Source organism: Rhizobium sp. 01L419, assembly GCF_056400025.1.
Genome location: NZ_JBFTSM010000031.1, coordinates 1 through 26,381 on the forward strand (window position 1 = coordinate 1; position 26,381 = coordinate 26,381).

24 protein-coding genes and 1 pseudogene are annotated in these 26,381 nt (G+C 58.2%); 14 read left to right on the forward strand and 11 right to left on the reverse strand.

The window, feature by feature from the left end; genetic code table 11:
- On the forward strand, nucleotides 1–654 hold a 654-nt coding region (locus tag AC1DUP_RS34715; protein ID WP_477837039.1), incomplete at its 5' end, for a HEPN domain-containing protein.
- A gap of 638 nt (nucleotides 655–1,292) precedes the next feature.
- Here AC1DUP_RS34715 and AC1DUP_RS34720 read toward each other — a convergent pair.
- The 3 genes from AC1DUP_RS34720 to AC1DUP_RS34730 form a co-directional block, all read right to left on the reverse strand.
- On the reverse strand, nucleotides 1,293–1,838 hold the full coding sequence (locus tag AC1DUP_RS34720; protein ID WP_477837041.1) for a hypothetical protein: 546 nt from the start codon (nucleotides 1,836–1,838) through the stop codon (nucleotides 1,293–1,295).
- 131 nt (nucleotides 1,839–1,969) lie between these two features.
- Complete coding sequence (locus AC1DUP_RS34725) at nucleotides 1,970–2,662, reverse strand: MreC domain-containing protein (RefSeq protein ID WP_113310553.1); 693 nt, start codon at nucleotides 2,660–2,662, stop codon at nucleotides 1,970–1,972.
- 523 nt (nucleotides 2,663–3,185) lie between these two features.
- On the reverse strand, nucleotides 3,186–3,548 hold the full coding sequence (locus tag AC1DUP_RS34730) for a hypothetical protein (RefSeq protein ID WP_162805156.1): 363 nt from the start codon (nucleotides 3,546–3,548) through the stop codon (nucleotides 3,186–3,188).
- A 529-nt stretch (nucleotides 3,549–4,077) separates the two neighbouring features.
- Between AC1DUP_RS34730 and AC1DUP_RS34735 the strand changes: the two genes are divergently transcribed.
- The 9 genes from AC1DUP_RS34735 (at nucleotide 4,078) to AC1DUP_RS34775 (ending at nucleotide 12,030) form a co-directional block, all read left to right on the forward strand.
- Complete coding sequence (locus tag AC1DUP_RS34735; RefSeq protein WP_113310551.1) at nucleotides 4,078–4,872, forward strand: alpha/beta hydrolase; 795 nt, start codon at nucleotides 4,078–4,080, stop codon at nucleotides 4,870–4,872.
- Nucleotides 4,873–4,996: 124 nt separating this feature from the next.
- On the forward strand, nucleotides 4,997–6,640 hold the full coding sequence (gene mdcA / locus AC1DUP_RS34740) for a malonate decarboxylase subunit alpha (protein ID WP_113310550.1): 1,644 nt from the start codon (nucleotides 4,997–4,999) through the stop codon (nucleotides 6,638–6,640).
- A 13-nt stretch (nucleotides 6,641–6,653) separates the two neighbouring features.
- Nucleotides 6,654–6,968 (forward strand): malonate decarboxylase acyl carrier protein, encoded by a 315-nt coding sequence (gene mdcC, locus AC1DUP_RS34745; protein WP_115039026.1) that lies wholly within the window; start codon nucleotides 6,654–6,656, stop codon nucleotides 6,966–6,968.
- Entirely contained in the window at nucleotides 6,965–7,903 is a 939-nt protein-coding gene (locus AC1DUP_RS34750) for a biotin-independent malonate decarboxylase subunit beta (RefSeq protein WP_115039024.1), read from the forward strand. Before mdcC ends, AC1DUP_RS34750 begins: the two co-directional genes overlap by 4 nt.
- On the forward strand, nucleotides 7,890–8,609 hold the full coding sequence (gene mdcE, locus AC1DUP_RS34755; protein ID WP_113310547.1) for a biotin-independent malonate decarboxylase subunit gamma: 720 nt from the start codon (nucleotides 7,890–7,892) through the stop codon (nucleotides 8,607–8,609). Before AC1DUP_RS34750 ends, mdcE begins: the two co-directional genes overlap by 14 nt.
- A complete protein-coding gene (mdcG, locus tag AC1DUP_RS34760; RefSeq protein ID WP_113310546.1) occupies nucleotides 8,587–9,267 on the forward strand; it encodes a malonate decarboxylase holo-[acyl-carrier-protein] synthase in 681 nt (226 codons plus the stop codon). The genes mdcE and mdcG overlap by 23 nt, the downstream gene beginning before the upstream one ends.
- A complete protein-coding gene (gene mdcB, locus AC1DUP_RS34765; protein ID WP_113310545.1) occupies nucleotides 9,264–10,151 on the forward strand; it encodes a triphosphoribosyl-dephospho-CoA synthase MdcB in 888 nt (295 codons plus the stop codon). The genes mdcG and mdcB overlap by 4 nt, the downstream gene beginning before the upstream one ends.
- On the forward strand, nucleotides 10,151–11,098 hold the full coding sequence (locus tag AC1DUP_RS34770; RefSeq protein ID WP_477837046.1) for an AEC family transporter: 948 nt from the start codon (nucleotides 10,151–10,153) through the stop codon (nucleotides 11,096–11,098). The genes mdcB and AC1DUP_RS34770 overlap by 1 nt, the downstream gene beginning before the upstream one ends.
- A gap of 5 nt (nucleotides 11,099–11,103) precedes the next feature.
- The gene (locus tag AC1DUP_RS34775) at nucleotides 11,104–12,030 is read left to right on the forward strand and encodes an ACP S-malonyltransferase (protein WP_113310543.1); all 927 of its coding nucleotides are present in this window, start codon (nucleotides 11,104–11,106) and stop codon (nucleotides 12,028–12,030) included.
- Between the two features lie 177 nt (nucleotides 12,031–12,207).
- Here AC1DUP_RS34775 and AC1DUP_RS34780 read toward each other — a convergent pair whose 3' ends face one another.
- Both AC1DUP_RS34780 and AC1DUP_RS34785 read right to left on the reverse strand, forming a co-directional pair.
- The gene (locus tag AC1DUP_RS34780) at nucleotides 12,208–13,092 is read right to left on the reverse strand and encodes an HlyD family secretion protein (RefSeq protein WP_115039022.1); all 885 of its coding nucleotides are present in this window, start codon (nucleotides 13,090–13,092) and stop codon (nucleotides 12,208–12,210) included.
- 355 nt (nucleotides 13,093–13,447) lie between these two features.
- Nucleotides 13,448–16,297 (reverse strand): ATP-binding protein, encoded by a 2,850-nt coding sequence (locus AC1DUP_RS34785; protein WP_477837049.1) that lies wholly within the window; start codon nucleotides 16,295–16,297, stop codon nucleotides 13,448–13,450.
- A gap of 275 nt (nucleotides 16,298–16,572) precedes the next feature.
- Between AC1DUP_RS34785 and AC1DUP_RS34790 the strand changes: the two genes are divergently transcribed.
- The 4 genes from AC1DUP_RS34790 to AC1DUP_RS34805 all read left to right on the forward strand — a co-directional run bounded on the left by AC1DUP_RS34790 (nucleotide 16,573) and on the right by AC1DUP_RS34805 (nucleotide 20,903).
- Nucleotides 16,573–18,375 carry a PAS domain-containing sensor histidine kinase gene (locus AC1DUP_RS34790; RefSeq protein ID WP_115039019.1) on the forward strand — a complete coding sequence of 601 codons (1,803 nt, stop codon included), beginning with the start codon at nucleotides 16,573–16,575 and terminating at the stop codon, nucleotides 18,373–18,375.
- Between the two features lie 500 nt (nucleotides 18,376–18,875).
- Nucleotides 18,876–19,235, forward strand: coding sequence for a hypothetical protein (locus AC1DUP_RS34795; RefSeq protein ID WP_113310539.1), 360 nt, complete (start codon nucleotides 18,876–18,878; stop codon nucleotides 19,233–19,235).
- A gap of 152 nt (nucleotides 19,236–19,387) precedes the next feature.
- A complete protein-coding gene (locus tag AC1DUP_RS34800) occupies nucleotides 19,388–20,500 on the forward strand; it encodes an NADH:flavin oxidoreductase (RefSeq protein ID WP_113310538.1) in 1,113 nt (370 codons plus the stop codon).
- A 52-nt stretch (nucleotides 20,501–20,552) separates the two neighbouring features.
- The gene (locus tag AC1DUP_RS34805; protein ID WP_113310537.1) at nucleotides 20,553–20,903 is read left to right on the forward strand and encodes a DUF1330 domain-containing protein; all 351 of its coding nucleotides are present in this window, start codon (nucleotides 20,553–20,555) and stop codon (nucleotides 20,901–20,903) included.
- A gap of 554 nt (nucleotides 20,904–21,457) precedes the next feature.
- Here the strand turns inward: AC1DUP_RS34805 and AC1DUP_RS34810 are convergent.
- From AC1DUP_RS34810 to AC1DUP_RS34835, 6 genes and pseudogenes are all read right to left on the reverse strand, one after another.
- Nucleotides 21,458–21,901 (reverse strand): cytochrome c, encoded by a 444-nt coding sequence (locus AC1DUP_RS34810; RefSeq protein WP_113310536.1) that lies wholly within the window; start codon nucleotides 21,899–21,901, stop codon nucleotides 21,458–21,460.
- Nucleotides 21,902–22,269: 368 nt separating this feature from the next.
- A complete protein-coding gene (locus AC1DUP_RS34815) occupies nucleotides 22,270–23,619 on the reverse strand; it encodes a carbohydrate porin (RefSeq protein WP_113310535.1) in 1,350 nt (449 codons plus the stop codon).
- Nucleotides 23,620–23,813: 194 nt separating this feature from the next.
- Nucleotides 23,814–24,206 carry a COG4315 family predicted lipoprotein gene (locus tag AC1DUP_RS34820; RefSeq protein WP_348633873.1) on the reverse strand — a complete coding sequence of 131 codons (393 nt, stop codon included), beginning with the start codon at nucleotides 24,204–24,206 and terminating at the stop codon, nucleotides 23,814–23,816.
- A gap of 93 nt (nucleotides 24,207–24,299) precedes the next feature.
- Nucleotides 24,300–24,524, reverse strand: a pseudogene (locus AC1DUP_RS34825) (hypothetical protein); the annotation flags it as partial.
- 45 nt (nucleotides 24,525–24,569) lie between these two features.
- On the reverse strand, nucleotides 24,570–25,463 hold the full coding sequence (locus tag AC1DUP_RS34830) for an alpha/beta hydrolase (protein WP_113310533.1): 894 nt from the start codon (nucleotides 25,461–25,463) through the stop codon (nucleotides 24,570–24,572).
- Nucleotides 25,464–25,475: 12 nt separating this feature from the next.
- Nucleotides 25,476–26,294, reverse strand: coding sequence for an enoyl-CoA hydratase/isomerase family protein (locus tag AC1DUP_RS34835; protein ID WP_115039017.1), 819 nt, complete (start codon nucleotides 26,292–26,294; stop codon nucleotides 25,476–25,478).
- Nucleotides 26,295–26,381: the final 87 nt, after the last annotated feature.

Here is a 26,381-nt window from a genome sequence, read left to right on the forward strand (position 1 = left end):
AACTTCGCCCAAGAGCAGGAACTTTGGCTTTCCCTCGAAGAACGGTTCCTGCAGGAACAGATCGCCCACCGGATCGAAACCCCAGTCATTCCGATCGTCCACAGTTTGCATGATATCAACGACCAGCTCTCACGCGGCCGGCCCTTCTTTGTCGATATCGCCAGGGACGGCAAGATCCTCTACGAAGAGGAGGGTCATCCCCTCGCCCAGCCGAAGCCGCTGACGACAGACGAGGCCAAGGCTGAAGCACGGCGCCATTTCGAGCAATGGTTTCCGCTATCAAGACACAATGTCAAGCTTGCGGAGACCAGTATCGCGGATGGCGTTCCACGGCATGCAGCGTTCAATCTTCATCAGGCAACTGAGACGGCGTACCATTGTCTTCTCCTGGTCATGACGCTCTACAGCCCGAAATCACATCGTATTAAAGTGCTGCGTTCAAAGGCAGAAGATCTCGACAAAAGATTGATCGAAGCATGGCCGCGCGACAACAGGATTGCCCGCCGTCACTTCGAGCTATTGTCACGCGCCTATGTCGAAGCTCGGTATTCGCCGAACTATGAGATAAGTGCGGAAGAGCTTGGTTGGTTGGTCGAACGAGTGAAGGTTCTGCAGGAGCTGGTCGAGGTGAGCTGTCGCGAACGTCTTGCGTAAGCAGAAAGATTTGCCTGTTTTTGAATTGGTCGCCTTGATAGGAATCGAACCCATAACCCCATTTTCGCCGACATCTGAAATCTTTAAGCCTTTGAAGAAAAGAGCTATCAAGCGAGCATCCACCAGAAACTGCACCGGCTCCTATTCTTATGAATCTCGAGCTTCGCCGGACGCAGGACGAGGTTTGCCCGGATTCCCGATTCTAGGAAAGGTTCTGTCGGTAAAGAAGCAGAACAGTGACGAATGTGACAAAGCCAATAACAGTCAAGCCGACGGCCCGTATTGAAGCTGCCCGGTCGCGATGAATTAACGCGGCCGTAAAAGCGCAAAGCGACCACCGGGCTGTGACTATGATCAATAGCCAGGAATATAGGAACGGACCAAGATCGTAGCCGCCACCGCCAATCGAGGCTCCAAAGTTCGTATCGATCTGAACTGCCATCAGGGAAACAACGGGTGCGGCGAGTGCCGCGATCCATACCCAAAACGACCTGTTGTTCATCAGTGACCCGGTCCACTAATGCGGTAGCCCGTCAGATGAGGAGGGATTACTCAAGAGATATGCCGCAACAATGCATTTGATCCTGTCAGTTGATTTCCGCTTGGCATTTTCCACAGACAGCGACATCGTCAAAGGATCAGCGCTCGAAACGCGCCAGCATCTTCTTCAACTGGGCGTTCTGCAGTCGTAGCTTACCTGCCAACTGGGTCCGGAGCATGGCGATCTCCTCGTCAAGGCTCACCATTCCGTCGGAAATAGAGGCAGTGACTGGAGAGACCTGTAACACGACCGCGGCTGCTTCGACCTTTTGGCCACGCGTTCTCCGCTTATGGCGCATGGCTTTTGCAGCCTCGAGCTTCGCAACGGGAACGCCGACATCCGGCAAGACAGTGCCAGAACCTGGTTCCAGCTTGCCGTTATCGTGTTCCACAATACCAACAACATCGCGACGAGTTTGATCCGACGGTTCAGGCGCGATAGGAGCTGCATCAGATCGATCGACAGGCTCCGGTTGTTCGCCTGCCCGGTGATCGGCACTATGCCGGCTTTCCTCGACTGTGGTTTCGGTCGGACCCGCTATCGCAAGAACGTCCGGCTTGACGGCTTCGATCGCGCTGTCGTCCTTCTTCGGCTCGCGTCGCGGCGACACAAGTCCGGCAAGGAATTTCCAGGGAGACGCCATTCATTCGACCTCGCAGTACGTTCCGCATGCAAGCTGCGCGTTGATGGTTTGGTGGCGGCCGTGACCGCCCACCAGACTATTTGTCTTGTTGCCATGCAAAATGCTGACGGCGATGGGCCGCCGGTTGTTTCTCAATCGAGCTTGAGCCGCTTGCGCAGATCGGCGTTTTCCGAACGGAGCTTTTCGGCCAGCAGCTTGCGCAGCCTCTGGTTCTCTTCTTCCAGCTGCAGCAGATCGGCCATCTCGTCACTCGCCTCTGCGGCAGCCGTCGTCAACGCAGGCGCCGTCGGCGCGACAGGAGCCGCCGGTATGGCCTTCGATGCGCGTTTCACAGGTTCGCGCTTTGCGGTACCAGTACCTTCGATCGACTTAGCCTTGCGTCCGCGCTTCTGTTTCTCGGGCACGTCGGCAGAAGTGCCGGCCGGTTCTACTGCATCATCGACCGAGGCGGTTAGCAGGCTTGCCTTTTTCGCGCGCGGTTGGCGCTGCTTTTTCGCGATTGGCGTTTCCGCAACCGCCGGCGCATCAGTCGTGGGTATCGTATCGATTTCGTCGGCCATAATCGTCTCCTCGGTCACTGATGATGTTGTGTGCTGCCCGGTCGCCGGTGTCAACAAAGGTCCGGTTGGCCCGGCTTTCGATACAGACACTTCGCTGGCGGAACCATGTGTTCTCCCACCCGGCAAAAATGAAACCGCGTCGTCTTCGACATCGCGGGCAACGGACTTCAGGTCGATCTTGCCCCAGATCGAATCCGATTTCGGGCCGGGTTTCTGTCGACCGGATTTGTATTCGACGACCAAACTGCGTTGGACTTTTTCCACCGGAAGACGCCTCGGGTATCACGGGATGATTCAGCGATACTCAATATCGCCAGAGGCCGAGGAAATGGACGTTATTCGCGTATCAGTCCATGCTGTAAAAGCACGAATTCGCAGGGTGAACCAAAGGCAACGCCCGCGACTATTGCAAGCTGTGTATGAACAATGGGCCTCATTAAGGCTTGGTCATAATCATGCCGCAAGTCATTCCTGCACTGCAACGGTATTGGTTCGCCCAATCCTGCAATATCCAGGAAAATTAAGATGCCGCTGTATACCATCACCACCCAAGCCCACAGTTTAACAGACGCGGCGAAGGCCAGCCTGGCTACGCGACTGACCACCTTGCATTCTGGATACGCAAACGTCCCCAGGAACTGGTTTCATGTCATCTTCCACGACTACCAAGCCGGAAGTGGATTAGCGGCTGTGAGCCGTCTCGGGCCGTCGTCCTGACTGCCGCTATCCGAACGGGCAGATCGGTCGAGTACAAGCGGAAACTGCTAAAGCAATTGTGGTCGATCATTCAGGAAGCGACCATAGCGCCCGACGAGGAGGTCATCGTATCGCTGCAGGAAGTCGATGCAAGCAACGCGATGGAGATGGAGATGGGAAAAGTGATGCCCGAAGTCACAGGATGACGGTATGCCACCTTGGGATAATTGGGCCAAAGTGACGTCGGTTCAATATCAACCCGCGTGGGTGCCCCGGCATCGTCGCGGTCTTGCAAAATTTGCTCTGAGAACGCCGTGGCCATTGGATTTGCCAAGGCTGGGGAAACGATCGCGTCGGTCTCTACCCCACAGGCGGTTCCACAAGCGGTCGGATAAAACACTTTGCCCACACTGACAGCAAGAACAAGATACGGACGACTGGAAGGCTCGTTCATGAGTTCCCGCATGGGTGTCCATAACTTCGGGAGGCGCTGGACGCTTGTCGGCTCCAGCGCTCGACGCGAACCTGGCTCAGACTAACGCACTTGCAGCCTCGCTTAGCCCTGCCCCAAATCTTGCGTTCTTGAAGGCCGAGATGCTTCGGCAGATCAGCCCGACAGTCTATCTTCGTGTATTCGCTAGCGTGTTTCCAGATCCAAAGACGTGCAGACCCTCAGGTTTAATACGCTGCATTCGTTGGTCGTGCCTATCCTACACCAAGGTGTGATTCCCGAATACATCGACCACAGTTAGGTTTTTGGGCAGAGGCCTTCGGAAGCCTCCAAATAATAGAATAAAAACGAAATCATCTACATGCAGACGCCACACGATCAAAGCGACGTGGGCGGGTCCGAACTGCTCTGTGAGCGCCGACGTTCCAAGCGCAGAACTCTGCCGCGCAGGTCCGGCTTGGTCGAATGACTTACCTCTTGTGCACGCAAAATGCCGACTGTCGTCTCAGCAACCAGATAGGAAGCCGTAGCCATGACACAACTCAAAGCATACTTGGCCCTCGCAGCTACACTTCCGTTTATCGCCCTGGCCGCACCCGCAGGTGCCGAGCCGCTCAAGAACATCGTTCTGGTTCATGGTGCGTGGGTGGACGGCTCCGGCTGGAAACCCGTCTACGAAATCCTGACGAGAGAGGGCTTCAACGTCACCATGGTTCAGGAACCCGAAACGTCTTTCGCTGACGACGTGGCTGCAACCAAACGCGTTCTCGACCTTCAGGATGGCCCAACACTGCTCGTCGGTCACAGCTATGGTGGTTCCATCATCACGGAAGCTGGCGTCCATCCTAATGTGACGGCACTCGTTTATGTCGCTGCACACGCGCCTGACGTCGGCGAGGACGAAGGTACTCTCGGGAAGAAAACGCCAAGCGTCCTGGCGAAAACCGACGGCGCGATAAAGAAGACGGCCGACGGCTACACCTATCTGAACCCGGTAGAATTTCCGAAGCTATTCGCCCCTGACATGCCCCATGAACAAGCCGTATTCGAAGCACGGTCGCAGGTACTTGCCGCCGCCGAAGTGTTCACCACCCCGCTGACGTCCGCCGCGTGGAAAACAAAGCCGAGTTGGGGGATCGTGGCCGGAAACGACCAGATCATCAATCCCGATCTCGAGCGTTGGTACTACGCCAGGGCGAAGAGCCGCACGATTGAAATCAAAGGAGCGAGCCACTCCGTCTACGAATCCCATCCCCGGGAAGTGGCAGAGGTTATCGTGCGGGCGGCCCGCGATGCGGAGCGTGACGCCTCGACGGCCAAGAAGTAGCTTCCTGATATTATAGGGCCACCGCCCAATAAGGCGGTGGTCAAATCTCTCCACGAGAAAACCAAAAACAGTCAATCGAAACGACACAGATCTCGACCGACCGACAAGCAGGAGCCCGATGACCATGGACTGGCAACGACACCGCGAGGAGTGCCTGGAGCGCATCAAGGCAGGAAGTGCTCTTGCCAACGGAAAGATCGTAGAAGCCCGCGACGCCACCAGATTGCTGGAGGCTGTGGTGCGTCCCGGCGATCGCGTATGTCTTGAGGGTGATAACCAGAAGCAAGCGGACCTGTTGAGTAACGCCCTCCTGGCAGTAGACCGAACCAAGGTCAACGGCCTTCATATGGTACAATCCGGTGTGGTACTGCCAAGTCATCTCGATCTGTTCGATCATGGCATCGCCAAGCGGCTCGACTATGCATACTCCGGCCCTCAATCCGCCCGCATCGCGACGATGCTTTTCGGCGGCAAGATAGAGCTTGGCGCAGTCCATACATACCTCGAGCTTTTCGCCCGGTATTTTATCGATCTCACTCCCAATGTCGCCTTGATCGCCGCAGTCAGCGCTGATCGCGACGGGAACCTCTACACGGGACCGAACACGGAAGACACGCCCACTGTCGTGGAAGCGACAACATTCAAGGATGGTGTCGTAATCGCCCAGGTAAATCAGATCGTTGATCGTGTGCCCCGTGTCGATATCCCAGGCGACCGCGTCCACTTCGTAGTTGAAGCGGATAAGCCATTTTTTGTGGAACCCCTGTTCACGCGCGACCCTGGCGCTATCACGGAAACTCAAATCTTTACCGCCATGATGGCCATCAAGGGAATTTATGCTCCCTACCGTGTTCAACGCCTGAACCACGGTATCGGATTCAGCACCGCAGCCATTGAGCTGCTTCTCCCCACATTCGCAGAGAAGCTCGGGCTCAAGGGGAAGATTGCGTCACACTTTGCCTTAAATCCCCATCCCGCTTTGATCCCCGCGATTGAGTCGGGCTGGGTTCAACAGATCCACTCGTTCGGTTCGGAGGTCGGCATGGAGGATTACATTCGCGCCAGACCTGACATCTACTTCACAGGACCGGACGGTTCCCTGCGTTCGAACAGGGCTTTCTCACAGGTGGCTGGCCTATATGCCTGCGATATGTTTATCGGCTCAACATTACAAATCGACCTCGACGGCAATTCATCCACGGTGACGACCAACCGTATCGCAGGCTTCGGGGGTGCACCGAACATGGGTTCTGATCCCAGGGGGCGGCGTCATCCAAGCGAGCCGTGGCTTCAAGCAGGCAGAGAAGCTAATCCCGACAGACCTGCACCATTGCGGCGCGGTCGGAAACTCGTAGTGCAGATCGGTGAAACATTCGGCGAGAAAAACGCTCCGCTTTTCGTCGAGAAACTGGACGCGCTTGCTCTCGCTGAAAAACTCAAGCTGGATCTGGCTCCCGTGATGATCTACGGCGATGACGTAACGCATATCGTTACCGAGGAAGGCATCGCAAATCTCCTCCTGTGCAGGGACGCCCGTGAACGTGAACAGGCTATACGGGGCGTAGCGGGATATACCGACGTTGGCCGCGCTCGTGACAAAAAGATCGTTCAGCACCTGAGAGAGCGGGGCGTGATCCGTCGCCCGGAAGACCTTGGCATCGACCCTCTCGACGCAGATCGAAACCTCCTGGCAGCTCGCTCTATCAAGGACCTGGTCCAATGGTCGGGCGGTCTTTACGCTCCTCCCTCGAAATTCCGCAACTGGTGAAAGGAGTAACATGATGGAAGACCTCACCTTTCACCATAAGACACGCAAGCGCGCTGCAGGTGACAGAAAACTTGCCATCGTCGGAGTGGTCGCCTCCGGAAATCTCGAAGTTCTCGCCGAGCGTGTCCTGCCTGATAACCACTGCCAAATCGAAATCAAGACGGCAGCAGAGGGCTTCAAAGAGGTCTGGACCGCGGTCATCGATGACTTTGTCGAGCGATACGCACCCGGCGGTCTCAAGTTGTCCATCAATGATGGCGGTGCACGACCGGATACTGTGATGCTGCGACTGGCGCAAGCGGTCAGCGTGATGGAGGAACAACAATGAGCTCTTCGAAAAAACCGTGGCCCTCGAAGATTCACGAGGATTCCTCAAGCTGGTATGAGGCTTCGGCGCGTAAGCGTGTCGACTTTTTACTAGACGCCGGCAGCTTCCAGGAATTCCTAGGTCCGGAAATGCGGGAGGTTAGCCCTCACCTTCGAGTCTTTGACCTTCCGGAGCAATTCGACGACGGCATTGTGATCGGGCGCGGCACGATCGGAGGTTCTCCGGTCTTCGTGGCCGCACAGGAAGGTCGCTTCATGGGTGGAGCGTTCGGCGAAGTGCACGGAGCGAAAATGACAGGCCTGCTTCGAGCGGCACGCGATGCGAAATCGATACCCGTATTTATCCTCTTTGACACGGGTGGAGTGCGGCTTCAGGAAGCAAACGCAGGAGAGCTTGCAATTGCCGAAATCATGCGCGCCGTCGTCGAAGCTAGGACGGCAGGCGTAAAAGTATTCGGACTTATCGGCGGCCGTGCAGGCTGCTACGGCGGTGGCGGTCTCACAGCTGGCTGCTGCTCGGCGCTGGTCGTATCCGAGCAAGGACGCATTGCGGTCTCCGGCCCAGAAGTCATTGAGACGAACCGAGGCGTAGAGGAATTTGATTCTCGCGACCGAGCCTTGGTTTGGCGGACAATGGGCGGAAAGCACAGGCGCCTAATCGGTGCAGCCGATGACTTTGTCGACGATACGGCAAAGGCATTTCGAGACGCCGCGACCGCGCTTGTGCGGGCCGTCGGGGGGCTCACACTTGAAACCCTAATAAACGAGCAGAATCGACTCGAGAAGCGGCTGGAAAACTTCGGGGCTTCTCATGACGCGCTCGATATCTGGCAGGCGATCGGCGTGCCGGATGCGGCGTTGGTGCCTGAAATGCCCGCCGAGAAATTCATATCCCTGGCCGACAAAGTATGGAGCCCCGAACATGACGCTCGATGAGATCCTCGCCTCGATTTTCCCCGGCGGTCACAAGGTTACGACCGATAAGGGAGTCGTCACCGGACACGGCTCCCTTCGATCAGCAGACGGAGCCTTGGTTATCGGCATCTCGGACCGGAAGGCGCTGGGCGTGGACGAGGCGATCAGTCTTTCGAGCTTCGTGCTTGGAAACTTGAAAACAGGAAAAGGTCCGATCCTTGTCATTGTGGACAGTGACAGCCAAAGGATGAGCAAGCGTGATGAGTTGCTGGGCCTGAATGAATTCCTGGCCCACCTCGCCAAGTGCCTGATTTACGCCGATATCCACGGTCGTCCGACCATCGGAATTCTCTACGGTCATTCAGCAGCCGGGGCGTTCCTCGCCACGGCGTTGGCAACGCGTGTGTTGGTCGGGTTACCAGGTGCGTCACCGGCGGTCATGGACCTGCCCTCGATGTCGAAGGTGACGAAACTTCCTGTCGAGGTTCTTGAAGAGAAGGCCAAATCAACGCCCGTTTTCGCACCTGGTCTCGATAATCTGGCAAAAACAGGAGCGGTTCACCGCATATGGAGTGAGACCGAATCCCTTGCGTCCCAGCTTGAGGCCCTGTTGGCTGAACTGCCGGACGCTCGAGATATACGGGACGCTTTGGGCAAGGAACGCAACGGGCGCTCCAAGGCTGCCGAGATCGCGGAGCGGGTCCATGCTCTCGCACTCGCACGGTAACGCGGCGCCGCCAAGGCGGCACGACCTGATCTCGCTAGAACCGGCCTCCTGGGTCTCTATATTCGCCGATAACCCTCATCTACGGTCTGAGCCCATGCTCCCTGAATGGAGTAGGCGAGGATGGCCGCTCATCACCCGGCGGCCCGAACCGGGCGATGCAGCCGGAGTGTCTGTCGGGCTTCCGCTCCCTCCTTACGCCGGGAAAAAACGCCTCTCGTTCGTTATCCAAGAGCATCAGATCCGGTCGATCGATCGCCCGCCCGCTTTGAACTCGGTCGACCACCGAACCCCCGGCGAGTGGCTTCCAACACTACATGCACTTGATATCCTGGCTTCGCGGCACGGCATCGAAGCTCGGGTGTTCGGTAGCCTTGGATGGAGTGTGATTACAGGTTTGAACTATCTGACAATCACCTCGGATCTTGATTTCCTGTTCTATTTTCATCGGGATGCGAATGTGTTTTCCCTGGTGGACGATCTGGAGCGCATCCAGTCTGCAGCTCCGATGCGCTTGGACGGCGAGTTGATCCGCGATGACGGTGCGGCCGTTAACTGGCGGGAGTTCCTCGGCGCGACCGGGGAAATACTGGTGAAATCGATATCCGGAACAGCACTTTGCCACCCAACCGCGTTTCTGGGCGGAGGTGCGAGGCCATGAAGAACTATTTGTTGCCCGCTCCCGCACAGCAAGAACGCTCCCGCATCAAACGAAGGCTGCCGGCCAACCTCCATTTCATCGCATCGACGGCCACTGCCTGTCTCTTGCTGGAGCTTGAGACGTGGCCCAAACCGGGTCTGGTGAGCCACATTGACTGCGGCAGTCACTATGACATGAATTCCGAGACGTTTCGTGACAGCGCGGCGGCAATCAAGCCATTCTTCGGCGCTCTGGCGGACGCCGGGGCTCAAGACTGCGAAATGGGCCGCCTTAGGGTAATCGGTATCGAGGCGGAAGCAGCAATGCGTGCAGCCACCAGCGGTATCAATACCCATAGGGGAGCGATTTTTGGAATGGGACTTCTGTGCGCAGCCGCAGGCGCGAAAGCGAGCGGTGCAGTTGCAGAAGATCTTTCGCTCGGCGCAATCGTCTCTGAACGTTGGGGACCTGACATCGTCGACGGCCCGGTGCTGTTGCACAGCCATGGCGACAGAGCGCGACGCCGATTTGGTGCGGGCGGTGCCCGCATGGAAGCGGCGCAAGGTTTTCCAACCGTTTATCAGGTTGGATTGCCCGCTCTGAGGGACGCTCTCGAGGCACGTCCGCACGATCTGGAGGCCGCTCGGGTCCAGACTTGTTTCGCACTCATTGCAGTTCTCGAAGACACAAATCTGCTTCATCGGGGCGGTCCGCACGGCCTCCTGCACGCGAAGCAACTCGCACAAGAGTTTTTGGACGATGGTGGGATCCGTGCTCCCCACTGGAAACGTCGCGCCGCATCGATCCATCGAGAGTTCATCGATCGTTGGCTCAGCCCAGGAGGTTCGGCGGATCTCCTGGCAATGACGCTGTTTGTCGATGCACATGAACGGCGAGGCATCTGATGGCACATACGATCCTGCTCGCATTGCTTCCGATTTTCTTCGTCATGGCGCTTGGCTACGTTGCCGGGCGCTGGAACATCGTCGATAATCATCATGTTGAAGGGCTTAATGTCCTCGTGATGACTTTCGCTTTGCCCGCATCTCTGTTTGCAGCAACCGCGACGGCCTCGCGTACCGAAATGTTCGCTCAAGCACCACTCTTCCTGATCAGCAGCGGCGTGATGCTTGTCGTCTTTGTCGCCTGGTATTGCTTGCAAATACGCTACATGAAGGTCGGCAAAGCAGACGCCTCGCTGCAGGCCCTCACGATCGCATTTCCAAATCTGGCGGGTGTGGGCCTCCCTCTTCTCGCTGACGTCCTCGGCCCGGCAGGGACCGTGCCACTCGCAATCGTGCTCGCAAGCGGCTCGATCATCATCAGCCCTCTGTCATTGCTCCTCGTGGAAATGTATGCCGGAAAGCCGGCCGCGAATGGCGGTCATCAGCCCAAGATCTCCAGCAGTCTATTTCATGCCCTGACCAAGCCCGTTGTTGTCGCCCCCATACTTGGCATACTTTTTTCGCTGAGCGGATTTAAAACAAACGATGCCGTCAATGCCAGTCTCCTTCTAATCGGTCACGCGGCACCCGGCGTGGCGCTGTTCCTGACAGGTGTCGTGCTGTCCTCGCAGGCTTTCCAACTCAACAGGAAAGTAATAACCGCAACAATCATGTCTAACTTGGTCCGTCCTGTCCTGACGACTTGCGTGGTGCTTCTATTGCCGATCGCCTGGGACACAGCAAAGGTCGCCATCTTGCTGGCTGCGGTGCCTTCTGGGTTTTTCGGAATTCTGTTCGCTGTCAACTATCGCCTCGATTCCGGTGCGACGGGATCGATCGTGATCGCAAGTACGGTCTCGGGCATCGTAACATTGGCGATCGCCATCGCCGTGCTGTTTCCGAGTTGAATCCAATGCCTGTCGCCATCTTGTGTTCCGGACAAGGACATCAGCATTCCACGATGTTTTCTCTCACGGAGAGGGCACCGGAAGCAGATGAGCTGTTTGCTTACTGCGCGAATTTACTTGGGGGAGTTGACCCTCGCGAACTCGTAAGACGAGAATCCTCCGAAACGCTTCACGGCAACCGATTGGGCCAGATACTTTGCACCCTCCAGACACTCGTGATGTTTGCAGCGCTAGAGTCGTCCTTGCCCTCCCAAAAGATAATCGCGGGGTATAGCGTCGGAGAGGTAGCGGCTTGGGGCATATCAGGCGTGTTCACGTCCACGAAGGTCCTGGACCATGTTGCGTGCCGTGCGGACATCATGAACGCCGTTAGCTCTCCAGGTGACGGCCTTTTGTTCATTCGTGGTCTTTCACGGGACGCGATCGATACTCTGTGCGCAGAACACGGTGCCGCAATATCAATTGTCAATCCCGGTGACGCGTTCATAGTCGGAGGCAGGCGAGCGGCTCTCGACGCCATCGCCGAAGCAGCTCGTACCGCACGAGCTAAGAGGGTGGCGTTCGTTCCCGTCGAGGTCGCCTCTCACACAAATCTGCTGAAAGAAGCTTCCGAACATTTCCACGACGTCCTGCTGAATGCAGCACCGTGCCCGCAGCATCCGGGAGTTCGCTTGATTAGTGGCATCGATGGTGCGACCGTTGTCGATGTGAAGAGCGGTCTTGCCAAACTTGCAAGTCAAGTATCGCAAACTGTACTGTGGTCGGAGTGTCTGCGGAGCTGTGTGGAAGCCGGGGCAACGTCGTTTCTGGAGTTAGGCCCTGGAAGAGCGCTAAGCGAAATGGCGATTTCCGCTTATCCCGAACTTCCGAGCCGAAGTGTCGATGAATTCAGCTCGGTTGCGGGCGTCAAGAACTGGATCTGTTCACACTAACGAGAACCCCTGTCGGCGAGAGGTTGCCCGGGCTCAATCCTTATCAAGACGCCGATGCGCTCGGGGACTTTTACAAAGTTGCCCGTCGCGTTGTCGGGTTTGAGAACTGCGAACTCCGAACCCGCGGCAGGGGAGAGCCGTTCAACGTGCCCGCTTAGACGAGCGTCACCAAGCGCATCAACCCGTACTTCCGCCGGCTGTCCGGGGGAAGATGTTGCTCGTATGTGCTTCCTTGTAGTTCGCGATCACCCAGAGATCTGGAGGAACCAACGCGAGGAGCTGCGTACCAGGTTGTACCAGTTGCCCAACCTGAACATTGATTTCTCCCAGTTGCCCGTCGTCAGGTGCGAAAATCATCGCATGTGAAAGGTTGATCTGCGCAAGCTGCAACGCAGCTCGAGCCATCTCCACCTGGGCCTCCAAGCCGTTCTCCGTGACGTCCACGGTTTTGATCGCTTCGCGAGGGATCTGTTCATCGGCTTGAGCTGTCCGCACCTGGGCTTGCGCTGCCTGAAGCGCAGCCTGTGCCTGATCGTAGGCGCTGCGGGCAATCGCGGCGTCCTTGATCAGTTCATCCGCTCTGGTCATGTCCGCCTGGGCCTTCACCAGCTGAGCATGGGCATTGTCGACCCCGGCAAGCGCCACCTCCAGGTCGGCCTCCTTTGCGGCATGGTCCTGTTTGTTGTTATCCAGCGCAACAAGTTGTGCGTCCAGGTTGGCTTTTCCCTGGGCCACCTGGGCGCGGTATATGGAATCGTCGATTGCGACGAGCGTGTCGCCCTTCCGTGCCTTTTGATAGTTGTGAACCATCACACTGCTGACATAGCCGCTGACCTGAGGAGCAATGACAGTGACATTCCCTTCGACAGATGCATTGTTGGTGTATCGAGAAGTCAGGTCGAACGGAGGCAGCCGCCACGCAAGAAGAACTGCGAAACCCGCTGCAAAAGCACCCAGAGCTATGGCGACAATGAGCAAACGGCTGCGCCGTGCGGGTTTCCAGCCAGCTGTTTTCGGGGGAGGCGTTGGAGCCTCGTAAGACGACGCGGGTATGTCGCTCATTGCGCGGCTCCTTGCCGGTTGCTGGGGTTTGTCTGAAGTCTGATCCTGATACTCGTTCCCGTTAGAGACGCGGCTGCGCCGAGCGCAATGAAGGTGACCCAAGAGAAAAGTATCGTTGAAGGCCAGGATCGCGGCCTCGCGAGCTCCACCCTGCAACCAATCCCTAACAAATGAGTATAGAATCCCGCTGTAGAGCGCTGAATGCGGCGAAGCTCTTTGCAGACGCCGTGATCGAGTGCTTCCTGGCAGGCGGCTACAACCTCCCAGGCGCGGTCCGCCAAGCAGATGAGAATGTCTAACGCTGTCCCCTAAGGCGAACCGGCCCAAGGTCGATAGCGGCAAAACCCTCGCCGGCTCATTGGACGGGCCCGTTCTTTGAAAGGATCTGTCGGGCCGCAACGAGGTCAGAGGTTTCGAACCCTTCCTTGAATTTGGCGTAGACGCGACCGAGCAACTCTTTGGCGTTGCTTTCTCTTCCCATGCATCGCCATAGCCTGGCAAGCGATATGGCCGACCTCAACTCCCAACTGTTGGCAGACTGCCGAACGGACTCCTCCATCGATAGAACCAAAAAAGCTTCGGCCTGTGCGAGATCAGGGTCCGGCTGGGCGAGTAAGATCTCTGCTCGTGTACGATAGATGTCGGGAAGCCAGACAATCTCGCCGATCGCGTCGGCAAGATTGTGGGCTTCCTCGACAACAGACTTCGCTTCCGCGAAACGACCGAGATCAGCCAAACCCTTCGCTAGGAAGCAGGAAACCGACGAGGAAACGATGTTGTAGTTCTCTGCTTTCAACGCCTCAAGAGAGGCTCGTAGCAACACTATTCCTCGCTCGCTCCGCCCGGTCTCCACCATGATCTGGCCGTTTAGGGCAGCCCCGAGTGTCTTGAAAGCCTGAAGCGAATATTTATCCGCCTGCGCCAGAAGTATCTCGACGGCGGCAGATGCTTCGTCGAAGTTACCGCACCAACAGAAAACCGGGATGGAATAGGTGAGGGCCACGCAATAGGACACATGATGGCTATATCTGGAAATTTCCCTGATCGTCTGTCGAGCGACCTGCAGGGACTGGTCTGGGTACCCTACGAGCCACAGCGACCGGGCCAGCATGAAGCGCCCGCGCGCTTCCGTGAGCAGGTCGAGTTGAATTGGTGCGGCCTGTGCAGCCAGTTTAAAACCATGCCGGCAGTGCCTGAGAGCGCCCGCCTGGTCCCCTGCCTGATGACACGCCACGCCGAGTATGAGCTCGGCGGCGATCTCGTCCTCCACAACTCCGATTTTCTGGGCGATGCCGGCCGCTTGGTTGGCCGCATCGACCGCCGCGCCCGCGTCTCCTCGTCTTGTGAAGAAGATGTTCAGGTCGGTCAAAAGGTTCAACTGCCGCCGGTTGTCGCCCAACCGCTTCGCGAGGTTCAGAGCCGCCTCAATCAGGAACTTCGTTTCGTCGCGGTTACCCAGTGTGTACATCGCCGATCGGGCAAGTGCTTCGGACAGGCGCAAGTCCAGTGACGTGCCCTTTGCATTCGGTTCGATGATAGCGAGTGCACGCGAACACCACCTTTGACACTCGCCGTACTGCGAGAGGTCTATCAACAGAACCGAGGCGCTGGCGGAAAGATCAACGGCTACAAGTGCGTCCCCACTATCGGAAAAGCACCATGCAAGCGCTTTTCTGATGTTTCCCAAATGTGGGATGAAGGACGACATGGTCCTGGCATCGTGGATCGCACTTTCGACGGAAACTGACTTCAGGAAATGCCTGAAATAGTTTGCGTGTCTGCGCGAAATGACGTTGACGTCCTCCCGCGGCGCGAATTTGCTTCCGGCGTAGGTGCGAGTGGTGTCAAGCAACCTGTAGAACAGGTAGCGACCGATCGGCGACACGAAAATCAGCGACTTGTCGACCAGCGAGGTGATTATGAGACTGGTTTGTCCCACGGTCCATCCATCCTCGGCTGCTACTCCGTGCGCTGCCTCGACGCTGAACGGACCCGCGAAGACCGATAACCTGAATAGCATCGTCCTCTCGACATCCGAAAGGAGGTTGACGCTCCAGTCAAGCATCGCCTGCAAGGTCTGATGCCTGGGCAATGCGCTACGCCGACCCCGCAGATGAAGTTCGGCACCGTTTGCTAGAAGCTCGGCCGTCCCGCCGATACCAAAGGTGCCAACACGGCTTGCGGCAAGCTCAACTGCAAGCGCGATACCGTCCAAACGGCGGCACATGTCGGAGACTTTCAACACCTCGTCATCCGTTAGCTCGCTGTTGTGGCCACTCGCACTGGCACGTTCCAGGAACAATTGAACCGCAGGAAAACGAACGACTTCTTGTCTGGAGAGGTTTCCTTCCGGCGGAACCTCGAGCGGCYCCAGCAAAAAGATCGTCTCTCCGTCCGCCCGCAGGGCTTCCCGGGAGGTGGCGAGTACATAGACGGTCGGCGCATAGGCGTGTATGCGGTCGGCGATCTGCGCGACCGCGACAATCAAGTGCTCGCAACTGTCGAGTACGACCAAGCATTTCTTAGAGGCAACGAACGCGAGGATTGCCGGTTCGGCGTTCGGTCCCTGAACGGCGCACCCGAGAGACGACGCTATCGCGCTCGGCACGTCCGCCTCATCCGCAACCGAACTGAGATCGACAAAGAAGACGTGATCCTCCCCATATTCTTGCCTCATCTGGTCGGCGACAGCGACCGCAACACTGGACTTCCCGATCCCACCGGCACCCACAATGCTGACGAAGCGCCGCTCCTTGAGACGCTGCCTGACGCTGGTGACGGTCTCTTCTCGTCCGATGAGGGTTTCAAGAGGCGCGGGAAGTTCATGGCGCATGCCATGCCGCGATGATGCAACCGGCAACGGGATCGCAGCCCTTGCCACTCGGATGAGAGGGGCTACGAAGCAGTAGCCTTGTCCTGCGACGTTGACGATATACCTGTTGCCGCCCTCTCCGTCCGCTAGTGCCCTTCGCAAGATCGAAAGCTGCGTGCGCAAATTCGCCTCTTCGACGACTACGTCCCTCCAGACGAGCTTCATGAGTTCGTGGCGGCTGACAACCTCACCGGCCCGCTCGATCAGACTAATCAAGATGTCCAAGGCGCGAGAACCGAGCCGAATGTCTTCGGCGTTCCTTGTCAGGATTCTCTCATGGATGTTCAGCTCGAACGGCCCGAAATGTACGATGCCGCCCTGGTCGGAGTTCATCACTTCGCACAAACCCTATGCATCGATTTACAACTATTAACATAACACGACTCTCACAAACGGCGGAGTCGCGCGATGGTGTCCGAGGGTAAAAGCGGTCTCGTTAAGATCTGCTGCGGAGGAATCCATGTTGTCACGGAACATCCGATGTATCGAAGGGAAATCATCGCTTCGGCTTTTGTTGAGGAAGGCGGCTATGATGGAGGAGTCCTCTCCAGCATCGGGTGGGCCGCGGGTGTCAGCGACCGCCGTCGAGTTGTCGCACAGTTAACCCGATGTTCAAACCTTTCGAAATCGTGGAGGAACTGCCCGCGCTGGCGATAATGTTGGACCATGAAGGGCATGCGATCCACTTGAACAGGCACTGGGCACTACTTACAGGCGAAGACACTTCCTCCTTGCTCGGCGACCGCTGGAAGTCGTTCGTGCACCCAGCTGAGATTTCCGTACTCGAGCGCTTGTCCGCCGGTGGCGATCATCAAGCGGTCGTACGCCTGCGCGGCCGCGACGGCGAATTCCGTTGGCAGCTCTTCAAAGCGTCCGATGTCCACCAGGGTCGACTCCTTGTCGGTATGGACGCCGACAGCGTTATCGTCTCGAACATCGCCCGCGAGAAAACGGCCGCCGATTTCGAGCGGACGCTCAACCTCGTACCCGCGATGATCTGGCGGGCCAGGCCGGACGGCTTCCTCGACTACGCCAACAAACGATGGCTTGATTTCTGCGGCCTGACCCTAGCTGAAGCCGTAGGGTGGGGTTGGCGCGACGGGGTGCATCCCGACGACCGGGAGGGCATAGAAACGTACTGGCGGGGGATGCTCGTCCGTGGTTCCGAGGGAAGCTACGAAGCTCGCGTCGGCAATGACACGATCGGCTACCGCTGGTGCCTGAGCATTGGAACGCCTCGACGCGACGAGGACGGCGCGATCACCGCCTGGTACGGCGTGATTTTCGACATCGAGGAGAGAAAGGCGGCAGAGACGTCGCTGCAACTGAGCGAGGCTTATCTCGCAGAAGGACAGGAACTCAGCAAGATCGGCACCTTCGGCTTCGAGCTTTCCGCAGAAAGGTTGTTCTGGTCGGACGAAACGTACCGGATACTCGAGTATCACCCGAAAACCCGACCGTCGCTATCCCTCCTTCTCTCGCGTATTCACGAAGACGACCTTTCGGGTTTTGAGCGGTTCCGCGCGGACCTGCGCAAGGGCAGGCCGAAGATCGAAGCGACTTTCCGCCTTTCTTTCGACGACCGCAGGATCAAGCATATCCGTGTGCTCGGACAGCTCGCCTCCCCCGGGGCGGCCGCCTACACCGCCGTGATAATGGACGTCACCGCGGAGGTCCAGAGCGCCGAACGCCTCAAGCAGAGTGAGGTGGAGATCGCCCATGTCGCCCGCGTAGCAATGGCCGGGGAACTCACGGCCTCGATCGCGCACGAGGTCAACCAGCCTCTCGGTGCTCTGGTCGCCAGCGGCGTAGCGCTGCTCCGCTGGATCGAACGCGATGAGCCTGACCTCGAAAAGGCAAAGGCGAACGCCAGACGCATGGTCCGCTATGCCCAAGTGGCAAGTGACATCATAGCGCGCGTCCGAACGCTTTTCGAAAAGGGCGGATCGACGTTCCAGGACGTCGACTGCGGCGAACTCCTATCGGGATCGCTGTCCTATGTCGATGCTGTGGCCCGTCGAAGCAAGGTCGAGGTTGAGATCGACATCGCGCACGATCTACCCAACCTCAACGGCGATCCGGTCCAGCTTCAGCAGGTCATCATCAACCTGATAATGAATGCGATACAGGCGCTTTCCCACGACGATTTCAGCAACCGGATCGTCCGCGTCTCGGCGCGCCTTTACGAGGATGCCGTCGTTATATCGTGCAGCGACAACGGACCCGGCTTTTCCGGCGATGGCGAAGCTTTCTTCAAGCCCTTTCACACGACGAAGGAACACGGAATGGGAATGGGTCTCGCCATCTGCAGATCAATCGTCGAGGCGCACGGCGGCAAGATAACCGCCAGCCAAAACCCGGCGGGTGGCGCGACTTTCAATGTCCATCTGCCGATCATTTCATCCGACTAGGAAAGAAGAGTTTCATGGACGCCATACACTGCGAACATCAGCGCGACAGACGGACGGTATGGACACTCGAGAGTGACGACGGGCTACCGAACCTCTCGTCCTGGCGATGCCCAGGGCCCTCCGGCAGCAAACACGGCGCAGCAAATCCTCGAGCAACTCTTTGCCGGCGGTTAGGCGGCGTGCTTCGAGAACGAAGTCTTCTGGGCGGCCTGCGAGGGCGGACGCCATCTTTCGGACGAGGGTGTTAAAGCTGCCCTCAGGACTTTGTATTCCTGCCAGGATATATATCTGGATAAAAAACTACGTAAACAATCCCGAATATTCGGATTATGTCAACCTATATAAGGGTACATACTAAAGAATGCAAGTGTATCGTATCGATATTTTTTTAGAGCTTTATATTCAATACACCGACTGTGAAGAGTGGCAATCATTATATACTTTCACAACCAAGTGGCGCGCGTATTTACACTTGCGTATCCATCGAGAGGAATGCAGAAATGAACCGTCTTGCCCACATTGCTATAATCGTCGCCGTTTCAACCATCGGCTTCAGTGGTGTCAGCCACGCCGACAGCCTCACAATGAACGGCGGTCCGGAAATCGAGAAAACCTTGCTCACCTACAGTAAGCCTTTCTCGATCATGTATCTCGAAGACTACGACAACGCGAAGTTCGACAATACTTCCGGCACCGACGCCGAAGCTCCGCGCACCACCGGCGGCATTCAGCATATCCAGGCTTCGATTGCCGCAAACAAGGGCCTCGTCGAACGCCTCCAGAAACGCGGCGTCCACGTGAGGGATATCGTCAACGCGGAACAGGCGGCCGACGGCAGCATCATGTTCACCGTAAACTGAGGTTCGACGAATGGCCCGGACGCCAGCACTCGCCCAGGCCATTGTCTTTGATAGGCGCGCGCAGCTTTCCTCGGCAAATTCCTGCAAAGCGCTCCCCGCCGAGCGGTATCTTACACTCGGCGGCCGTTCTCATCTATAAAAGGCGCCACGCGATGGATCAGCACACCATTGTTAATTCCGACACCTTGTTTCGCCCTGTAAATCTCAACGGTCTCTCCTTAAAGAACAGGATTGTCATGGCCCCCATGACGCGCAAGTTCAGTCCTGGCGGCGTTCCGGGTGCCAATGTCGCCGAATACTATCGGCGTCGAGCGGAGGGCGGTGTCGGCCTGATTATCACCGAAGGCACGACGATCGGCCGATTGGCGGCTTCGAATGATGCGGGCATTCCTAATTTCCATGCGCCGGAGAGCCTTGAAGGTTGGGCCCGAGTCGTCTCAGCGGTTCACGCGGCAGGTGGTCGCATTGCGCCGCAACTCTGGCATCAGGGTCTTTCGCGTAAGCCGGGCACTGGCTCTCACCCGGAAGCACTGTCTGAAGGTCCAACTGGAACTGCTCCGGACACCAGGACAATGAACGATTCCGATATCGCCGATACGATTGATGCTTTTGCGAGCGCTGCCGCTGCCGCCCGTCAGACCGGGTTCGATGCAGTGGAACTTCATGGCGCGCACGGCTATCTGATCGACCAATTTCTTTGGGCGGGTACAAACAAGCGGAAGGACGCGTATGGCGGCGATGCTGTTGAACGGACCCGCTTTGCCGTGGAAGTGGTACGGGCGGTTCGCGCGGCCATAGGGCCGGACTTTCCTTTGATCTTTCGGTATTCGCAATGGAAGATACAGGATTTTTCAGCGCGGCTCGCCGAAACGCCGCAAGCGTTGGAGGCGCTTCTCGCTCCTCTAGCCGCGGCGGGTATCGACGTGGTCCACGCCTCGACGCGCCGCTTTTACGAGCCGGAATTTCCCGGGTCCGATCTCAACCTCGCGGGTTGGACCAGCAAACTGACTGGGCTCAAAACGATCAGCGTCGGTTCTGTCAGTCTCTCAGGAGAAGACTTCTCCGCGCAATTGCTGGGAAAATCAAACTTCGCGCCGGTCTCCGGGCTGGAGGAACTCATTCGCCGTATGAACGCCAATGAGTTTGACCTGATCGCAGTCGGACGCGCGTTGATCGCAAACGCCGACTGGGCAACCATGATACGCAGCAACAGACAAAATTGTCTGAACCCGTTCGACAAGAAGATGCTGTCCACGCTCGACTGACGTGCGGACGCGAAAAATTTCACCCACTTGATCCGAAACAAGGAATAAGATCATGAAAACCTATCTGATAAACCATCTTCGCATCCCCAACGATATTCCCAACGAGGCTGGCTTGTCCTACCTGGATCAAGTTGAAGCCACCGTCGCCCCCTTTGGCGGCAGGTGGTTGGCGCAAGGGGCGGCTGAGGTGGTCGAAGGCACATGGCCGGGTTCGGTCGTCCTGATGGAATTCCCAAGCCGAGAGGCCGCGACGTCTTGGTACCGGTCAGAAGAATATCAGGCGATACTTCCGTTGCGGAAGAACAGTGCAATTTCCGACATCATTCTAATCGATGAGATGCCAGAAGATTTTACGATCAAGGGATTCGTCGCCAATATACGTGAAGCGCAGCGGACGGGCTGACTCGTTCAGTTTCCAGGTCGGTCGATCCGAGAGATAGAAGTCGATCTCGTCAGTGTCAGCGTTATGATTTCACATTACTCGTCGGTCACAGCTAAGGTGGTGTCACCATTGCAAAAGCCGGGATCCGTCTGAACGAGACAGCGCTCGCTACGTTCCTGCGCAAGCGCTTGACGTGGGCGACAACGAAGGCACCCTGGGGAAAACGGCCAAGCGTCCTGGGAAAAGATAAGGCGCGATGAAGAGGAAGACGCACCACTACACTTTCTGCACCCAGTCGAACTTACCAAACGCTGCGTCAGGACATGCCGCACGAGCGGGCGGAATTGAAGCACGGTCGCAGGTACTTGCCGCAGCGACGTGCCTTCACGACGCAGCTGACGGCCAAGGCAAAAACTGCGCGATCGAAATTGAGGGAGCAGCGCAGCCATCTCGTAACTTGGCGCCCATACTCTACACTCTTTTGATGGCCGCGTTGGACGGCATCGCTTGATTGACCCGCACCGGCGGCACGGCAGATGCCCATCAAACAAATCAATGCTGTAAAGACCTTCCGTTCAATTCTTCGACACACGATAGGCCTGATGACATTCGCCGCAGTTCGCACTCAGGGTCTTCAGCGTATCGCCGACGCCAGCCTGGTCGCTCGGAAGGGTCGCGAGTGCGGTTTCGGCGTCTGAGGAAAGCTTCGCGGCCTTGGTCTTGAAGTCATCAATGTTGTCCCAGAGCTTTGGGTTGACTTCGGCATCAGCCTTGTCGCTATTCGGGCCAAACTCGTCTGGGAAGGCTTTGGCCGTTTCCGCAATCGTCGTCAGCGCTGTCTTGACCGCGTCGGCGTCGTACGGCTTCGCGCCCTTGGCAATGCCGGCAAGCGCTCCGGCAGCGCCGCCGATTTTTTTCATCATGGCAATACGGGAATCATGCGTGCCATCAGCCGCACCCGCAGGGCTCCAAAAAACGCCGAGCAAGACAATGGCCGATATAATCTTTTTCCGACTCATTTTACCTCCTCTGAGAACTATCCAAAGCTCTCGCTTTCTTCACTTCGATTAGGGCCGATATTCCGGCGATCGACAATCTACACCTAGGTATGAACAGGACGTGTGCGATGATCCGCTCCCTCCCCCTTGAAGTGATAGATAACGTTAGAACTCGGCACATGCCTGCTGAGAAAGCAAGCAGCATGTCAAGTCGTACCCAAGCTTGCCTCAAGCGCGCAGAACCTGATGACAGATACTTTCGTGAGGCTGCACCCTGCGCCGGGGCGGCGCACATAACGGCAGTTTACTTCCTAGGAATTTGCCGTTTTTCGTACGAAGGAGGTCAAATATCAATCTGCATTGCATGGGCCCAAGTTGAAAACTCACCCTTAGAAACTCGCGACAGCCCGCATACCAAAAATCGCTGCATTCTGTATCCGCGAATTCGGCTTGTCGGGATCGGGGGCATTGCCGCCGGGGCGGATGACATATTGGAAGAAGGGCTGGGCCTTCAGCCATGGGGTGACGGCGGCCTGATAGGTGGCTTCGATCACGGCCTCGGAACTCGGGATCGGCTGCGACGTGCCGCCAAAGGTATTTTCGGCCCTTGCCTGATCCTTCATGCCCGAGCTCATGCCGGCATAGGAAAAGCCGATCCCGGCTATGTCGTTGTCGCGGCCGGGCAGGAGGCCCTTGTAGGCAAGGCCGAGATCGACATACCAGCTGACGCTGTTGCGGTCCTGCTGCGGGGCGATGGCGACACGCACGAAGCCGTTCAGGCTGCTGCCGGCGCCGCCGGCCTCCTGCCACAGCGTCTGGTCGGCGATTGCATAGACCGCGAAATCGCCTTCAAGGCCGCGCGGGTCTCCGCTTGCGGCCGGATCGGCGAGCGAAAGGCCGTTCGAGGCGGTGGTGAGGCTGTCGAAGCGCTCCGAATTGTACCAGCCGCCGATCTTGTAGGTGCCCGGCAGGCCGGTGCCGCCCTTATCGGGCGTATAGGCATAGGCCGCCTCGGCAATCGCCAGCACGCCGTCTCCAAGCGGAAAGCCCAGTCCGTTGGCGTTGCCATCCGGGTCGGAGCCGGTCGGGCTGCCGTTGAAGATCGCGGCCTGCAGCGTCCAGGCGTCGTCGGGCTTGACGATGATCTGCGCGCCCGGCACGGCATAGGGATAGGCCGGCCCGCCGCCTGGAAGATCCTCGGCGAAAATGCCCGGCCATCCGAAGGTGGAGTTGACGAAGAGGCTCGCCGTATTGCTGATCGCGAAATTCTGGTCGGCAAGGATCTGCCCGAGCTTCAGCGTCACCTTGTCGTCCATGAGGCTCTGCGAGAGATAGAATTCGCCGAGCCTGAAGCCGGGATCGGCTTCTACGGACGTTACGGTCAGCAGATTGCCGATATCCTTGCCTGACAGGCCTTGACCCTGGATCGCATAGCCGGAAACATGGATTGCGCCGCCCGTCCAGCCCGCCAGCCGTTCCATGTCGAAATCACCCTGCAGCTGGAAAACGCCGTCATAGGCCGCTCCCCTCTTCAGGCCGCCGGAGACATTGCCGAGACCATCGGAGGTTTGCGTCATCGTGACGGTGACGCCCTCATCGCGCAGTCGGCTGCGAAAGCCGTCCCAATCGCCGGTCAGTGTCGTATCGGAATAGGAAGGCTGCGCCGCATCGTCGGCCCGCGCGCCGGCGCCATGAAGGCCGATCGCAAGAGCAAGAACGGCGCCAGGTAGTTTCGTCATTCGAGTCCCTTTTCCGGAGGCTCTGATTTCGGTGGGATGCGCAGGACTGATCTGGAGCGTCTGCGCGCGGAATCGAGCTTTCCATCATTGGAGCGATTTGCGCGGCAGGGCAAGTTTGTCGGGGGTCTTATGGCCGATTGTGCTTGCCCTGTTGCCAGTGCGGGACACGTCATCCGCGGTCCGGCGCGATGCCGTTACGGCCGGGCGACATGCCAGACGCCTTCGGCGCCGTCACCATGGACGTCTCCCGGCTGGGAATCGAAGTGATAGGTATAGAGCGGCGCGCCGTTATAGGCCCACTGGGTGACGCCTGTGGGCCGCGTGACGATGCTCCAAGGGCCGGAAGCCTTGGCGCCGGCCGGTGCTTCGAACGGAGGCCAGGCGAGAGCGCAGATCAGGGTGCATTCGGACTTTCCGGGCTGGTCCTTGTCGAAGGTGTAAAGCGACTGACCATCGGCATCCGTCAGCAGCTTGTGCTGTCCGATTGTTGCGACGGCAGCGGGCGACATGGTCTTTGCCTCTGCCAGCGATGCCGACATCAGGGCGAGGCCGAGGGAAACGAAGAGGGTTCTGGTCATTGCAGACATTTCGAGGTCCTTTCTGTTGTTGCTCCGTGCCTGAAAGGGGGCCCGCGGCACGGGCGGCGCATGGTTGGGGGAGGGTTTCAGTCTCGCGGGCAGCTAACCCTCGGCGGTAGGTGCCGGCGGCACCGGCAGAATGAATTCCGATGCAACCTCCAGGTCGTATTGTCTTCGACGGCGCGCATCGTGCCGTCGCGATTCCAGTCCTTTCCAACATGAATCCAGTCGATGATCATCAGGAAGGGCTTGGCGTCCGCCCTGGCTAGCATAGGAGACGGTGATGTTCATCGGCGCGTAGGATTCGGTCACATGAGGCGTCAGGCCGCTTCTCGCTGCGTGGTCCTCAGCGCCCAACGTCCCTGCAATCTATCAAAGGCGGGACCGGAACCAGTCGGTGACAGCTCCCGAGGCGGTCTCGAATTCCCGCTCGTAGGGGTCGAAGTGGCCGCCCTGGATCATGACGAGACGCTTGGGATGCAGGGCGCGCTCATAGGCCTTGAGCGCGAGGTCGGTCGGGGCGGTATGGTCGTGCTCTGCCACGATCATCAGAAGCGGGGTGGGGGAGACGCGGTCTATCCATTCGCCGGGGGCATACATGCGGGCCCAGCGGGTCGAGCGCAGCGTGACCTTGTTTTCCCATTTTCCGGCGGGCGCTTTCTTCAGGTAGAAGTCCACGGCGTCGGTTGCCTTGTAGGACGAGTTCTGATCCGCCTCCGTGCTGACGATCACCTGCATCGCGGGCGGCTCGCCGCGAAGCTGGGCAAGGTCGTCGGCGGCCAGCAGCGCTTCGAGATCGGCCACTTTTTCCGAGGGTACCCGGCGCAGGCCAGAGGCATATCCGTCAATCGTTGGAACCTGGGCGGCGATCGCCTTCAAGCGGCGGTCGGTCGCACCGAGGACGATGGCGTGGCCGCCGGCGAAACTCGTTCCCCACAGGCCGACGCGATTTTCGTCGACTTCGGGGCGCTGCTGCAGATACGAGATCGCCCGGCGCCAGTCGGTGATCTGCTGCCACGGGTTGACGTCATGGCGGGGTTGACCGCCGCTGTCGCCAAAGCCGCGATGGTCATGCAGCAGCACCACGAAACCGGCCTTTGCGAAGGCTTCGGCAAAGGCATCAATGCCGTGATACTTCGTACCGGCATAGCCATGGGCCATGGTGATGGCCGGAAGCGGTTGTTGCTGGCCCTGCGGTATGTAGAGCCATGCGGATAACTCGATACCGCCCTCTGCGGGAAAGCGAACGTCTTTTTTCGTAAACATCGGTCGATCCTCTCATTGATCCAGTGAGCCCAGCAAGGGGGCAAGGCTAAGCTCTGCGTCTCGCGTCTGAAAGCCGTGCTCGAATGCGCGTCGAATGCGCCGTCCGGCCTCTTCATGGCGCAGGCTTTCGCCGAAGAGGTCGGAGTCGCGCCGGAAGTCCTCGATCGGCGCAAGGGTGGCGGCGTTCACCCGATCCTTGATAGCGGCGAGCCCCGCAGCCGGGAAGCGCGCGATGCGATGGGCCAGCGCGGTCACAAAATCGGCAAGCTCCAGGGGCGGCAGCGCCCGATTGATCCAGCCGTAGCGCTCGGCGGTATCGGCATCATAATCCTCGGCGGACAGCATGATCTCCAGCGCGCGCCCGCGGCCGACAAGCGGGGCCAGATGCTGGACGCCACCGGCGCCCGGAAGCGCGCCGAAGGCAGCCTCGATCTGGCTGAAGACCGCCGCACCCCGGGCCGCGAAGCGCATGTCGCAGGCAAGGACGAACTCGCTTCCGGCGCCCCGGGCGCGACCCTCGATCTGGGCGATCGATATGAGGCGGCTCTGGCTGAGGTGGCGGAACAGGAGACCGATGGAGGGTTCGCCTGCGAGCCTTGCGGCCTCGTTGCGATACTCGCTGACGCGGGTCACATCGACGTGGGAAATGAAAAAGTCGGGATCGGCGCTGCGGAAGACGACGACCTTGATGTCAGGGTCGCTCTCGGCATGTTCGATCAGCGATACGAGATCCCGAACCAGTTCGGGGCCGATCAGGTTCATCGGCGGTGCGTCGATCTCTGCAAACAGGACGCCTTCAGCACTCTTCGTCTTGATGGTTTCGAGGTTCATGGCAGCAACCCTTCCTTGGCATGGTTTAAAATAAACCCTTCCAAAGCTGAGCAGCAGCCGTTAAAAACGAGAAGCATCCTTTCGCAG